Source organism: Ruegeria marisflavi (assembly GCF_025673445.1).
Classification (GTDB): domain Bacteria; phylum Pseudomonadota; class Alphaproteobacteria; order Rhodobacterales; family Rhodobacteraceae; genus Ruegeria_B; species Ruegeria_B marisflavi.
Genome location: NZ_JAOVQN010000044.1, coordinates 1 through 13821 on the forward strand (window position 1 = coordinate 1; position 13821 = coordinate 13821).

Annotated in this window: 9 protein-coding genes; 8 read left to right on the plus strand and 1 reads right to left on the minus strand. The window is 56.8% G+C overall.

The window, feature by feature from the left end; all coding sequences use genetic code 11:
* Positions 1-492: 492 nt before the first annotated feature.
* From OEZ49_RS22480 to OEZ49_RS22490, 3 genes are all read left to right on the plus strand, one after another.
* Positions 493-1512 (plus strand): putative 2-aminoethylphosphonate ABC transporter substrate-binding protein, encoded by a 1020-nt coding sequence (locus OEZ49_RS22480; protein ID WP_263390385.1) that lies wholly within the window; start codon positions 493-495, stop codon positions 1510-1512.
* Between the two features lie 132 nt (positions 1513-1644).
* Entirely contained in the window at positions 1645-2760 is a 1116-nt protein-coding gene (locus tag OEZ49_RS22485; protein ID WP_263390386.1) for a putative 2-aminoethylphosphonate ABC transporter ATP-binding protein, read from the plus strand.
* On the plus strand, positions 2757-4778 hold the full coding sequence (locus OEZ49_RS22490; RefSeq protein WP_263390387.1) for a putative 2-aminoethylphosphonate ABC transporter permease subunit: 2022 nt from the start codon (positions 2757-2759) through the stop codon (positions 4776-4778). Before OEZ49_RS22485 ends, OEZ49_RS22490 begins: the two co-directional genes overlap by 4 nt.
* A 44-nt stretch (positions 4779-4822) precedes the next feature.
* Here the strand turns inward: OEZ49_RS22490 and OEZ49_RS22495 are convergent, their stop codons facing one another.
* A complete protein-coding gene (locus OEZ49_RS22495; RefSeq protein ID WP_263390388.1) occupies positions 4823-5713 on the minus strand; it encodes a LysR substrate-binding domain-containing protein in 891 nt (296 codons plus the stop codon).
* 120 nt (positions 5714-5833) lie between these two features.
* Here OEZ49_RS22495 and OEZ49_RS22500 point away from each other — a divergent pair, with 120 nt between their 5' ends.
* From OEZ49_RS22500 to OEZ49_RS22520, 5 genes are all read left to right on the plus strand, one after another.
* Positions 5834-7021: a 2-aminoethylphosphonate--pyruvate transaminase gene (locus OEZ49_RS22500; protein WP_263390389.1), complete on the plus strand. Its 1188-nt coding sequence runs from the start codon at positions 5834-5836 to the stop codon at positions 7019-7021.
* A gap of 17 nt (positions 7022-7038) precedes the next feature.
* Positions 7039-8283: a phosphonoacetate hydrolase gene (gene phnA / locus OEZ49_RS22505; RefSeq protein WP_263390390.1), complete on the plus strand. Its 1245-nt coding sequence runs from the start codon at positions 7039-7041 to the stop codon at positions 8281-8283.
* Positions 8284-8301: 18 nt separating this feature from the next.
* The gene (phnY, locus tag OEZ49_RS22510) at positions 8302-9750 is read left to right on the plus strand and encodes a phosphonoacetaldehyde dehydrogenase (protein WP_263390391.1); all 1449 of its coding nucleotides are present in this window, start codon (positions 8302-8304) and stop codon (positions 9748-9750) included.
* A 107-nt stretch (positions 9751-9857) separates the two neighbouring features.
* Positions 9858-11210 carry a (R)-1-hydroxy-2-aminoethylphosphonate ammonia-lyase gene (pbfA, locus tag OEZ49_RS22515; RefSeq protein WP_263390392.1) on the plus strand — a complete coding sequence of 451 codons (1353 nt, stop codon included), beginning with the start codon at positions 9858-9860 and terminating at the stop codon, positions 11208-11210.
* A gap of 215 nt (positions 11211-11425) precedes the next feature.
* Positions 11426-13165, plus strand: coding sequence for a Na/Pi cotransporter family protein (locus tag OEZ49_RS22520; protein WP_263390393.1), 1740 nt, complete (start codon positions 11426-11428; stop codon positions 13163-13165).
* Positions 13166-13821: the final 656 nt, after the last annotated feature.

Consider the following 13821-nt stretch of genomic DNA (forward strand, 5'->3'; position numbering starts at 1 on the left):
TGGGTCTGCTCATGCAGCACAGCTACCACGCTGGATTCACAAGATGAATCCCTCTCAGGATTTGTGCAACAGAGCCGGTTCTGTTTGAAAAGGACGAGACCGGGAAACGCAATCCATCGCGGGCCTGCCCAAGAACGTTCCAACACTGCTCCACCTGGCTCACATGATGCTGGACCTTCACCACAACAGCGCTGATCGCGACTGCGCGCCAACTTTTTGCATTGCTGGAGGGCACGGTAGGACCGCACTGGGGTCTGTACCCCCGGTGGGAGTATCACATCCACGACCGGGAACGGAATGCCGGTACTCACATGGCTTCGACATCGGGTTTCAGAACTGCAAAGACCCCATCCATAAGGGCAGCCTATGAGTTCGAAGGTATAATCGATTTTTCTTGAGGTGTTTATCTGTCACAATGTTAGCGCACAGATGTGAATTCAATCGCCGCACAAGAATGGCGAACCCCTAAGAAATCACCAACAGAGGACAACAATGAAACACACGACATCATTTCTTGCAGCCTTGGCCGTCGGCGCGCTGACCGCGACGGTTGCGGCATCGGAAACGGAATTGACGGTGTACACCGCCGTCGAGGCCGAAGACTTGGCCCGGTACGCGGAGACGTTCAGCCAAAGCTATCCCGATATCAAGATCAACTGGGTCCGCGACTCGACCGGCATTATCACCGCCAAACTTCTGGCAGAGCGGGACAACCCGCAGGCCGACGTTGTATGGGGGCTGGCGGCCACGTCGCTGTTGCTGCTCAAGTCCGAAGGCATGCTGGAGCCTTACGCGCCTGCAGGGGTCGAAAACCTGGATCCAAAGTTTGTCGACGGTGACAATCCGCCATCCTGGGTTGGCATGGATGCCTGGGTGGCAGCGGTTTGCTACAACACGGTCGAGGCAGAAAAGGCCGGATTGAAGCCGCCGACATCCTGGCAGGATCTCACCGACCCGATGTACAAAGATCAAGTGATCATGCCGAACCCGAACTCGTCCGGCACGGGTTTCCTTGATGTGTCCAGCTGGCTGCAACTGTTTGGTGAAGAAGGCGGCTGGCAATACATGGACGCGCTGCACGAAAACATTGCGCGCTACACGCACTCGGGTTCGAAACCCTGCAAGCTGGCGGCAGCAGGCGAAATCCCGATCGGAATCTCCTTTGCTTTCCGCGGCGCCAAATCCAAGGCCGACGGCGCGCCTCTTGAGATTATCGTGCCGTCCGAAGGTGTGGGCTGGGATATGGAGGCAACCGCCATCGTGGCCGGCACCGCAAATCTGGAAGCCGCTCAGAAGCTGGTCGACTTCTCGGTCACCAAAGAGGCCAACATGATGTACAATGTCGGTTACGCCGTTGTGGCCTATCCCGGTATTGCGAAACCAGTGGAGCACTTCCCCGAGGGCCTTCTGGACGCGATGATCGACAACGATTTTGAGTTTGCTGCCAACAATCGTGCAGCAATCCTGAAGGAATGGCAGTCTCGCTATGACGGAAAGTCGGAAGCGAAATAACCACCTTGGCAGGAGCGGCGTTTTGGCCGCTCCTGCACGCCACTCTCCTGTTCCCCAAAACGCAGAATATACACCCGGTTCGGACCGGCCAGGATCGGTCGTGCCCGAGGTGCAGATGTGAGGACTCCTCCCGTGCTTCAGAAAACACCACCCGGTGAAATGTATCTCAGCATCCAGAATGTGTGGAAAGCGTTCGGCAGCTTTCTTGCACTCAAGGACATCTCCCTTGAAATCAACGAGGGCGAATTCATTTGCTTCCTCGGCCCCTCCGGTTGCGGTAAAACCACTCTTCTGCGGGCGATCGCCGGATTGGATTTGCAGACCAAGGGTACTGTTATGCAGGATGGCAAGGACGTCTCCAACCTGCCCCCTTCCGAGCGTGATTTCGGGATCGTGTTTCAATCCTATGCGCTGTTCCCGAACCTGACGATTGAAAAGAACATTGCCTTTGGCCTTGAAAACACGGGCCGCAGCAAGTCTGAAATCGCTGTCCGCGTGAACGAATTGCTGAACCTGGTCGGCCTGCCCGACCAGGGCAAGAAGTACCCGGCCCAGCTTTCGGGTGGTCAACAGCAGAGGATTGCGCTGGCGCGCGCCATCGCGACCAAGCCCGGCCTGTTGTTGCTGGACGAGCCCCTGTCGGCGCTCGACGCAAAGGTGCGTGTCCATTTGCGGCATGAAATCAAGGAATTGCAGCGCAAGCTGGGCGTGACCACCGTGATGGTCACCCATGATCAGGAAGAAGCTCTGGCCATGGCAGATCGCATCGTGGTCATGAACCACGGTGTGATCGAACAGGTGGGGTCGCCCACAGAAATCTACCGGGCTCCGGCCAATCTGTTCGTGGCCGACTTTATCGGCGAGATGAACCAGGTTAAGTCGCAGGTCACCAAGGGCGGACGTCTGAGCATCGGGGAAAAGACCTTTGCCTGCCTTAGTCACAAATTCAACGATGGGACTCCGGTCATCGCGGCTATTCGCCCCGAAGATATCATTCCCCACGAACCCGGTTATCTGGACACCGGCGGCAACCGGAACTGTATCGAGGTCACCCTCGATGAAATGGAATTCCTGGGGTCTTTCTGGCGCTGCCGTCTGAGCAACAAGCGCTTTGGATCGTCAGAGCTGATTGCCGATTTCTCGATCAATGCCGTGCGTCGCCTCGGGCTAGAAGAGGGGTGCAGCATGGTGATCGAACTCCCCGAGAACCGGCTCATGGCATTTGATGTTCCGGAGGCCAAGGCATGAGTTTGATTTCGACCGATCCCGGGACCCTGCCTGCTGGCCCGGATATCAAGCCCAAGCTCAGCCGCGATGACATGCTGATGCGTGGAAGCATGATGGTGATCGCGCTCTATCTGATCGTGACGCTGGCACTGCCTCTTTACACAATGCTCTCCAAGTCATTCTCGACCTATCGGGTAGAGCCATCCCAATATGAGTTCCAGGTCAGTGACGAAGCCGGAGTTTTCGATGGAACCATCCTTTCGGGTGGGGAACTGAACCGGCAAATGAAGGTTTTTGCCGACGCCGATCTGGTGACGGGTTCGGACGGGCGTTTGCCTGTGACCGGCTTCTTTCCGGACTTCAACTTTCGCAGTCCGGTCATGTACCAGATCCGTAATACGACAGATGCGGGGCGCTTTCTGATCGGGTCGACCTTGAAAGAAGGCACAGATTGGGTCGAGCTCGATTCCAACACGTTCCGCCGGGTGCAGATGCGGCCGGTCCAATCGCGTGGGATGGGCAACTTCGTCAGCTACTTCTCAACCCCGGCGCTGTTCAATTCGATCAAGAATTCCCTTTGGATCTCGGTTGTCAGCACGATCGTTACGGTCACACTGGCCTTCTGGTTTGCCTATGCGCTGAACCGAAGCTGCATGCGGTACAAAGGTGTATTCCGTCTGATCGCAATGGCGCCAATCCTGGTTCCCTCGCTCTTGCCGGGTATCGCGCTGGTCTACCTGTTCGGCAATCAGGGCATGCTCAAGGAGTTGCTGTTTGGCGCCAGTATCTATGGCCCCATCGGCATTGTGATCGGATCGGTTTTCTTTACCTTTCCGCACGCATTCCTGATCATCTCGACAGCGCTCGCGATATCCGACGCACGACTGTATGAAGCCGCGGCCAGCTTGCGGTCGACACCTTGGCGCACATTCTGGACAGTGACCATTCCCGGTGCCCGATACGGCCTTATCTCCGCCGCCTTTGTCGTGTTCAACTTGGTGATCACCGATTTCGGCTTGCCCAAAGTCATCGGCGGCCAATTCAACGTGCTTGCCGTGGATATCTACAAACAGGTAATCGGTCAGCAGAACTTTGAGATGGGCGCCGTGGTTTCGGTCGTTCTGGTCATCCCGGCAATCCTGGCCTTTGCCATCGACCGGATGGTTCAGTCCAAGCAAGTGGCGCTGCTTTCTGCCCGTTCTGTTCCATACCAGGCATCTCCGAACCCGAAAGCCGACCGGATTTTTCTGATCTATTGCAGCCTTGTCGGCTTGTTCATCGTCGGTCTTCTGGCTGTTTGCCAATTCGCCGCGTTGATCAAGTTCTGGCCCTATGACCTGAGCTTGAGCCTCAAGAACTATGACTTCAACAAGATGGACGGTGGCGGCTGGGGCTCGTATTTCAACTCGATCAAGTTGGCCTTCCTGACCGCTGTCATCGGAACGACTGTCGTGTTCTTTGGGGCCTACCTGGTGGAAAAATCGAACGGGTTCAAACTGGGCCGATCAGTCTTCCAGATGTTCGCGATGCTGCCGATGGCCATCCCGGGCATGGTATTGGGGTTGTCGTACATCTTCTTCTTCAACAACCCGTCGAACCCGCTGAACGGCATCTACGGAACAATGGCAATCCTGGTGATTTGCACAGTGACACACTTCTACACGGTGTCGCACCTGACTGCCGTTACCGCGCTGAAGCAAATGGACAAGGAGTTCGAGTCGGTATCCGCATCGCTCAAGCAGCCAACAATGAAACTGTTTGCGCGCGTGACAGTTCCGGTATGCCTTCCGGCTGTACTGGACATATCGATCTATCTGTTCGTGAATGCGATGACGACTGTGTCGGCGGTGGTTTTCCTGTACTCGCCCAAGACCACTCTTGCCTCGATTGCGGTGCTGAACATGGATGACGCCGGGGATATCGCACCGGCGGCGGCGATGGGCATGATGATCTTTTATACCAATGCGGCGGCCCGGATCATTCACCTGATAGCCTCAAAAGGTATTCTGACGCGCACCCAGGCCTGGCGAAGCCGCTAGGAAACGGCCGTCGGCTTTCGTGAACCGCACCAAACCCTCGCCGGTCAAGCGCCGGCGAGGGTTCCTTTTTCCTTGAGCTCATTCCGGGCAAAATCCATGAAGGCGCGAACGATCTTTACGTCTCGTCGCTGTGACAAGGATATCATGCTTTCGCCCATCTGAAGCTTCATGCCCTTCAGTTTTATCTGCCTAAGGCGGTTGTCATGGCCATACTCGGCCTCGGAAACGAACCCTATTCCAGCGCCTGAAGCCACAAGTTCCCGAACGGCTTCGCGACCCTCTGCAACAATTGCGGGTCGCAACGTGATCCCATGATTTTCGGCTTCTTCTTCCAACTTCTGGCGCGTCTTGGAACCGTCTTCTCGGAACACCAATGGCAGTTTGGCCAGTTCTTCCAGCGACAAGGTGGGCTTGGACGCCGACAATAGGCCCTGCGCCGCAAAGGCCACGATTTCGGTGGATCCCAGGTTCAGAACATCCATGTCCTTGCCAGGGGACAAACTCCCGACAACGCCGATTTCGGCGTTATAGGAGCGAAGCTCCTCCAGAATTTCCTCGGTGTTTCCAGATCGGACAGTGATCGTGATCTTCGGGTACTTTTTCTGAAATGCGCCAAGGAAGGGCGTCAAGTGATGTGCCGAGTCGGCAATGATACGCAGTTCGCCGTCAATCGCGGCCCTGGTTTCCAGAAGATAGTCCTCGATCTGATCCTCGATCTCGAAATACTGCTTTGTGTACCGAAAGAGTTGTTCACCTTCCGGGGTCAGGGTGACGCGTTTCCGTTCGCGCTGGAACAACAAGAGATCGTGATCCTGTTCCAGCTTGCGAACCTGCTCGGAAATCGCTGGCTGCGTCAGGAAAAGCGCCTCCGCTGCGCGGGAAAAACCACCATGTTTGGCCACAAAGTGAAAGGCTTTGAGCTGGCTGTGTCGCACCGTGATTCTCCGATGTTCAGCACATAGGCTGCGCTTATGATTAGATTGATATTTGCAATTTCACATATAGCTTTCGATGCTGCAATTGTGTTTGTGAAATCGCCTTTCTGGAGCCTGGTTATGACCTCTTCCATCCCCAAAATCGAACAGCCTCGCCTGGGTGAACCATACCTTCTGACGCCCGGTCCCTTGACGACATCCTATTCGGTGAAGCAGGCCATGTTGAGGGACTGGGGCAGCTGGGATGATGACTTTCGCGCCATGACGCGCGAGGTGCGTTCCGGCCTTCTGGCGTTGCTTGGCGAAGGCGGCGCGGACTTCGATTGCGTCCCGATGCAGGGCAGCGGATCGTTCTCTGTCGAAGCCATGCTGGCCTCCTTCATTCCGCGGAACGGAAAGGCGTTGGTCCTGGCCAATGGCGCGTATGGACAACGTTCAGCCCAGACGTTGCAGTATCTGGGGCGCGAACATATCGTTCTGGACAAGGGCGATTACCTGCCGCCGAGGGGAGACGAAGTTGCGCGCATTCTCGCAGAGGATCCCGACATTACGCATGTCGTCGCCATTCACTGTGAAACCAGCTCGGGTATCCTGAACCCTGTCGAGGAGATCTCAGAAGTCACCTACGCAGCAGGGCGCAAGCTTCTGATCGACTCGATGTCGGCCTTTGGCGCAATCGAGCTCAAGCCCACCGAAATTCGATACGAGGCAATGGTGTCCTCGGCAAACAAATGCATCGAGGGCGTCCCAGGTTTTGGGTTCATCGTCGCGCGCAAGAGTGAATTGGAGGCCGCAAAGGGCAACAGTCACTCGCTGTCATTGGATGTGCATGCTCAATGGGCGCACATGAACAAGACCGGTCAATGGCGCTTTACCCCTCCGACACATGTGGTTGCTGCCTTCATCGAGGCGCTTCGCGCACACGCCGCCGAAGGCGGTGTTGCTGGTCGGGGCGCACGCTATACCCGCAACCGCGATGTCATGGTCGCTGGCATGCGCGAACTCGGCTTCGAGACATTGCTCGACAATCGTTGGCTGAGCCCGATCATCGTCACGTTTTTCTGCCCTGATGATGAGAAATTCGTTTTCGATCAGTTCTATAAGCTGATGAAAGAAAAGGGGTTCATCATCTACCCGGGCAAACTGACCGTCGTTGACAGCTTCCGCGTCGGATGTATCGGTCAAATGGACGAACACGTCATGCGCAAAGTCGTGAGCGCTGCAAAGGAATCTCTGGAAGAAATGGGCGTTACCAGCGCTGCTCCTCCTCTCCGGGCACTGCAAGAGCGCGCCAAGCTGGCCGCCTAAACATCAAGGAAAAAAAGATGACTATCCAAACACCTGTCGTAGCAAACGAGCGCATCTATCCGACACCCAAAGTGCCCGCAATTGCCATCTGCCTTGATGGATGTGAGCCTGAATACCTTGATGTCGCGATTGCAAAAGGACTGATGCCCAACCTGAAACGGATGCGGGAAGAGGGCACCGACCGGCTGGCGCATTCCGTTATCCCGTCGTTCACCAACCCCAACAACCTGTCGATTGCCACCGGGCGTCCGCCTATCGTCCACGGAATCTGCGGAAACTACCTTATCGACCCGGACACCGGCGAAGAAGTGATGATGAACGATGTGCGGTTTCTGCGCGCGCCGACCATCTTTTCCCAGTTCTACGATGCGGGTTTCCGCGTGGCGATGGTCACCGCCAAGGACAAACTGCGCGCGCTGCTTGGGGCCGGGCTGAAATTCGACGAGGGCAGGGCGGTCGCGTTTTCCTCCGAGCGTTCCGGTGAAACGACGATGGTGGAACACGGTATCGACAACGCCAGCAAGTGGCTGGGCATGGACGTGCCCGAAGTCTACTCGGCCGAACTGTCCGAGTTCGTTTTTGCGGCGGGCGTCAAGCTGCTGAAAGAGTTCAAACCGGACGTTATGTACCTGTCGACCACCGACTATATCCAGCACAAGTTTGCGCCGGATCAAAAGGGTGCTCTGGATTTCTACGCCATGTTCGACCGCTATCTGGGCGAGCTGGACGAGCTGGGCGCCGCCATCGTGGTGACCGCCGATCACGGGATGAAACCCAAACATCACGCCGATGGTTCGCCCAGCGTGGTCTACGTGCAGGACCTGATGGACGAATGGCTGGGCAAGGACGCGGCCCGGGTCATTCTTCCGATCACCGACCCCTATGTCGTGCACCACGGCGCCTTGGGCTCGTTCGCAACTGCCTATCTGCCTGATGGCGCGGATCAGGACGACATTATCAGCAAGCTCAAGGCAACCGATGGAATCACGCACGTGCTGACCAAGGCCGAAGCAATCGAACGCTTCGAGTTGCCGGGTGACCGCATTGGTGACATCGTGATGGTCTCTGGTGAAAACATCTGCATCGGCACATCCGAGCATCGCCATGATCTGGCAGCACTCAAAGAGCCGCTACGCAGCCATGGTGGTTTGACCGAACAAGAGGTTCCATTCATTGTGAACCGGGTCATCGACTTGCCGAACCAGCCTGTGTTGCGCAATTTCGATGCCTTTTTCTATGCCACTACAGCAGCGGCGCAGTAAGTCATGAAAGATCAAACCATGTCCAAAATCGAAATTCGAAACGAAGGCATGCGCATCGGCGGCGAGGTCGTCTTTACCGACGAAACCGTACCGGTCCTCTACCCTTATACGAACGAGGTGGTGGGCCATGTGCCTGCCGGGACTGCGGAACATGCGCGCAGGGCGTTTGAAATCGCGGCCAACTACAAGCCCAAGCTTACCCGGTATGAGCGCAGCCAGATCCTGCGGCGGGCGGGCGAACTGATCGGCGAGAAACGCGAGTGGCTGGCCAAATGGCTGACGCTGGAACTTGGCATCAGCCACCAGCACGCGATTTACGAGACCAAGCGCGCGCAGGACGTCTATCAATTCGCCGCGGCCGAGGCGCTGAAGGACGATGGCGAGATCTTCTCTTGCGACCTGACCCACAATGGCAAGGCGCGCAAGATCTTTACCATGCGCGAGCCTGTTCGGGCGATCAGCGCCATTACACCCTTCAACCACCCGCTGAACATGGTCAGCCACAAGATCGCGCCCTCGATTGCAACCAATAACTGCATGGTCTGCAAGCCGACGGAACTGACCCCGCTCACGTGTATTGCCCTGGCCGATATCCTGTACGAGGCAGGGCTGCCGCCAGAGATGTTCCAGGTGGTCACGGGATGGCCCAAGGATATTGGCGACGAGATGATCACCAATGAAAACATCGACATCATCACCTTCACTGGCGGTGTGCCGGTGGGTAAGATGATTGCCGAAAAGGGCGTCTACAAGCGGCAGGCTCTGGAACTGGGCGGGAACGACCCGCTGATCGTGCTGAACGACCTGTCCGATGCCGATCTGGAAAAGGCCGCCGCGATTGCCGTGGCTGGCGCCACCGGCAACTCCGGCCAACGCTGCACCGCGATCAAGCGCATCCTGGTACAGGAAAGCGTCGCGGATCGGTTTGTGCCGATGGTTGTGGAAAAGGCGAAAAAGATTAAATTCGGCGATCCGCAGGACCCCGAAACGGAACTTGGCTGCGTCATCCACGACAAGGCGGCAGAACTGTTCGAGAAACGTGTCTACATGGCCGAGGCCCAGGGCGCCGAAATTCTCTATCACCCGGGCCGGCAAGGCGCGCTCTTGCCTCCGATTGTCGTCGACAAGGTTCCGCACAGCAGCGAGTTGGTGATGGAGGAGACCTTTGGTCCGATCGTGCCCATTGTTCGGGTGCCGGATGATGATGCAGAGGTCATGCGGATATCGAACTCGACCGCGTTTGGCCTGTCCTCGGGCGTCTGCACCAACGATCTGAATCGCGCGATCGCATATATCAACGGCCTGAATGTCGGCACCTGCAACATCTGGGAACAGCCAGGTTACCGGATCGAGATGTCCCCCTTCGGCGGCATCAAGGACTCTGGCAATGGCGTAAAGGAAGGCGTTATCGAGGCGATGAAGTTCTTCACCAACGTGAAGACATACTCGTTGCCCTGGCCAAACTAAACTCTCCGCCCTTTCCGCAGTGGCGGAAAGGGCATCACGGTTCCTCCCTGGTACTGGCGGGCCTTCCGGGGTCCGCACATTTTTGATGACTGCAAAGAGGAGCAGGCATGCCACAGATTGTCCATACTGAAGGGGAATCCAATACATCCGAAGCTCGCAAAGCATGGCTGCGAAAGTCCGTCGGACCGAAGTCTTCACCCCTGCTGAAACGCGACGCAGATGTGTTCCTGCATCAGTCTCTCTCTTCGCCTTGTGTCAGCACCATTGCCAAGGCCGAGGGCATCTGGATCGAGGATATGGAAGGGCGCCGGTACATGGACTTCCATGGCAACTCGGTGCACCACATCGGATACGGTCATCCCCGTCTGGTTGCAGCGATCAAGGCTCAGCTTGACGATCTTCCCTTTGCGCCCCGTCGCTTCACCAATGATCCGGCTGTGAACCTGGCCGAAAGACTGGCGGACATCGTGCCCGGCGACCTTGGAAAAGTGCTTTTTACCACCGGTGGCTCCGATGCCAACGAGGTTGCTCTCAAGATCGCGCGGGCCGCAACAGGACGGTTCAAGACCGTCAGCTTCTGGGACGCGTTTCACGGTGCGGGTTTCGGCGCGGCAAGCGTCGGAGGAGAAGCGACATTTCGCAGTCACATTGCCGGACCCTTGTTGTCCGGAACCGAACATGTGGCGCCCTTTGCCTGCTATCGCTGCCCCTACAATCATGTGGGCCCTGAAACCTGCGGGCTGGCCTGCGCGAAAATGGTCGACTACGTTCTCGAACGCGAAGGGGACGTTGCGGCGGTCATAGCCGAGCCCATGCGCGCAGTTCCCTATGTGCCGCCGCCGGGCTTCTGGAAATCGGTGCGAGAGGCCTGCAATAGGCACGGTGCACTTTTGATCATGGATGAGATTCCGACCGGTCTTGGCAAGACCGGCAAGATGTTCGCGTTTGAACATGATGAGATCATCCCGGACATCGTGACACTTGGCAAAGCACTTGGCGGAGGCATCCTGCCCATTGCCGCCTGTGTCGCTCGTAGACAATTGGATGTTTGCGGAGATTTTGCCATTGGGCATTACACGCATGAAAAGAACCCCGTCACGGCTCGGGCCGCGCTGACGACAATTCAGATCATCGAGGATGAGGGGTTGGTTGACCGCTCGGCCGAACTGGGCGAGCACGCCATGGGGCGCCTGATGGAGGAACTAGGGAACGTCCCCATCGTTGGTGACATCCGTGGAAGAGGCCTGATGTTCGGGATCGAAATCGTCGATGATCGCGCTGATAAAACGCCGGGAAATGCGCGGGCCGAACGGATCTACTATGCCTGTCTGGAAGCGGGATTGAGCTACAAGATCAGCCAGGGGTGCGTGTTGACGCTGTCACCACCGCTGACAATTTCGAAAGCCGATTTGGATCAGGCGATCGACATTGTTGTTGCTGCAATCAAGGACGAAACCTGACCAGCCTGACTTCATTGGCCGAACGGCATGAAACAGCGCGGGGCTTCAACGCCCACAAGGTCTGGCAACAGAGACGACGGAACAACGCGATAGGTTACGGCGAAACCGACCGGAACCGTCTCTTTTGTTGCCGTTGTCGGAGTTGCCCGCCCTGTTTGCAAACTTTCGTACCGGAACAACTGTCAACCAAGCCAACAACGATACCGGAGTGAAACATGGCCATTGTCACCTTCCTGATCAAACTGGCCGGGGCAACCATGTTACTGCTCTACGCGGTGCGCATGGTCCGCACCGGAATAGAACGTAGCTATGGCGCGTCGTTCCAGCGGGTGATGACCCGCCAACGCGGTTACCTGCAAGCGTCTGTGGTAGGTTTGATGATGGCTGTCGTATTGCAAAGTTCGGCAGCTGTGGCGCTGTTGTCGTCGGGATTTGCCGCGACTGGAATTTTGAGTTTCCCCACCGGTTTGGCGATCGTGCTGGGTGGCGATCTGGGATCGGCGTTGATCATCCAGATCCTGTCCTTCCGGCTGGACTGGCTGGTCCCGATGCTGCTGGCAGTCGGCGGCTATTTGTTCGTCAAGACCGAAAGCAAGAAAGGGCGGCAGCTTGGGCGCATCCTGATGGGTGTGGCTTTCATCCTGATTTCGCTCCAGTTCCTGCGCCAGGCGATGGACCCCATCCGCGACAGTGCGTTCTTGCCTGCCATTGCCGATTATCTGGCCCGGGACTACATCACGGCTTTTCTTGTCGGAGCGGCGCTGGCTTTTGTCATGCACTCCTCGGTCGCGGCCATCCTGATGTGCGTGACGCTTGTGCAGATCGGTGCGATCCCATTTGCCGCTGGAATGTCATTGGTCCTGGGCGCGAATTTCGGCTCGACCTTCATTCCGGTCTGGCTGGCCCGGGGGATGCCCCTTTCCGGCCGGCGCATACCCTATGCCAATCTGGCGCTGCGTGGCAGCTGGGCTGTGGTGACGTTGTTCGCGGCAAACCTGGCCCTGCGGACCGGGCTTTTGGGTGACCCGCAAGGGGGCCAGATGCTGATCAATGCGCACCTCGCGTTTAACCTTTCGCTGCTGCTCCTTGCCCTTCCGTTTTGCGGACGTTTGCAGGGCGTCTTCAAAAAGCTCTTTCCAGATGAGGTAAGGGAACAGAAAACGCAGCCCGCACGACCAGCCAGTGCATTGGTCATGGAGAATGTCGCAAACCCCAGTCAGGCCTTGCCGAGCCTCAAGCGTGAATTGCTGCGGATGAGCGACCTTGTCGAAACCATGTTCCGTCCAGCCCTCGAACTGTACCGCAGCGGCGACAAGGAACAGATTCGTTCGGTTCAGGCCATGGATGAGGACGTAAACCGGTGCCTGTCGGGTATTCGTGCGTTTGTTGCGGCAATCCCCACGGATCGATATGAAAAACAAGATGCAAAAACCGCACGTGACCTTATGGAGTTTGCGATCCGCCTTGAAACAGCGGGCGACGTGGTCGCCAAGCGCCTGACCGAATTGGCAAGGGAAATGCGTGCAAAGCGTCTGAGTTTCTCCGGAGAGGGTTGGACAGAACTTACTCAACTGCACGAAGGGGTTCTTGCTAACATGAAACTGGCATCGAACGTGCTCATTTCAGACGATTTGGCAAGCGCGCGGCTCCTGACTCTGGAAAAGGCGGAAATCAAGCGCATCGAGCGGGATAGTCGCAAACGCCACCTGCGCCGGTTGCAACATGGCACAACCGAAAGCTTCGAGACCAGCGATATACATCTGGAGACCTTGCGGGCTTTCCGGGAGTTCAACAGCCATATCGCATCCATTGCGTATCCAGTTCTCTATCAGAATGGGCAACTACTCGAAACTCGCTTGATTCAAAGTGCATCGGAAGAACTAGAGTTGCCTGCGTGCCCAACCGAAGGCAGCGTCAGTAGCGTAGGTGAGAGCCAACCGTTGACCTCACGGTAGCACTGAAGCGTTTGCTGACGCCGTGGTCTCTGTGTCGGTGGCACAGATGCGAAGGCCATCCATCAGCGATAGACGTCACCAGTTTTCACCTAGAATCATCGCGAGCGCTGTGTAAATGTCACTCGCTTCAATCTAAGTCCGCGGGGTATTGAAACAACATTGCCAAGTTACTGGCGTATGCGGTTGAGGGTAGCAAACAAAAAAGTACTGGCCTCTCTCCTACGCCTCTAGGGCTTCCTCTACCCACGTGTCGTGATCCAGTATGCCGTGTGGGCCTACTATCGGCTCTCCATCGGACAGTTTCTTGCCGTTAATCGACCAGATACAGCGTCTCATGTTGCCGGGCAGGCGCGGCTCGATCTCGCGGGTGGCGGGCCGATCCTTGTAGCGCGGTTAGCGTGCCCGAACGTCGTCAAAGGTGAGGAATTTGCCGCCATTGGCCGACTTGGTGTCAGGCTGCTGTCGGGGACATAGAATGTGTCACCCTGGTCCTTGGCATTGGTCATTGCGGAATGATTCAAGCCTGCAATCGAAGTGCCGGACTCGGTTATCCTGGAGTAATCCATGCCCATCATCGGCTTGTCCTGTGTGTATGACGTCTGCTTTGCAAGGAAAAAATGCTCTGATTGCGCGGCTGGTCAGTACAGTCCTGTGTC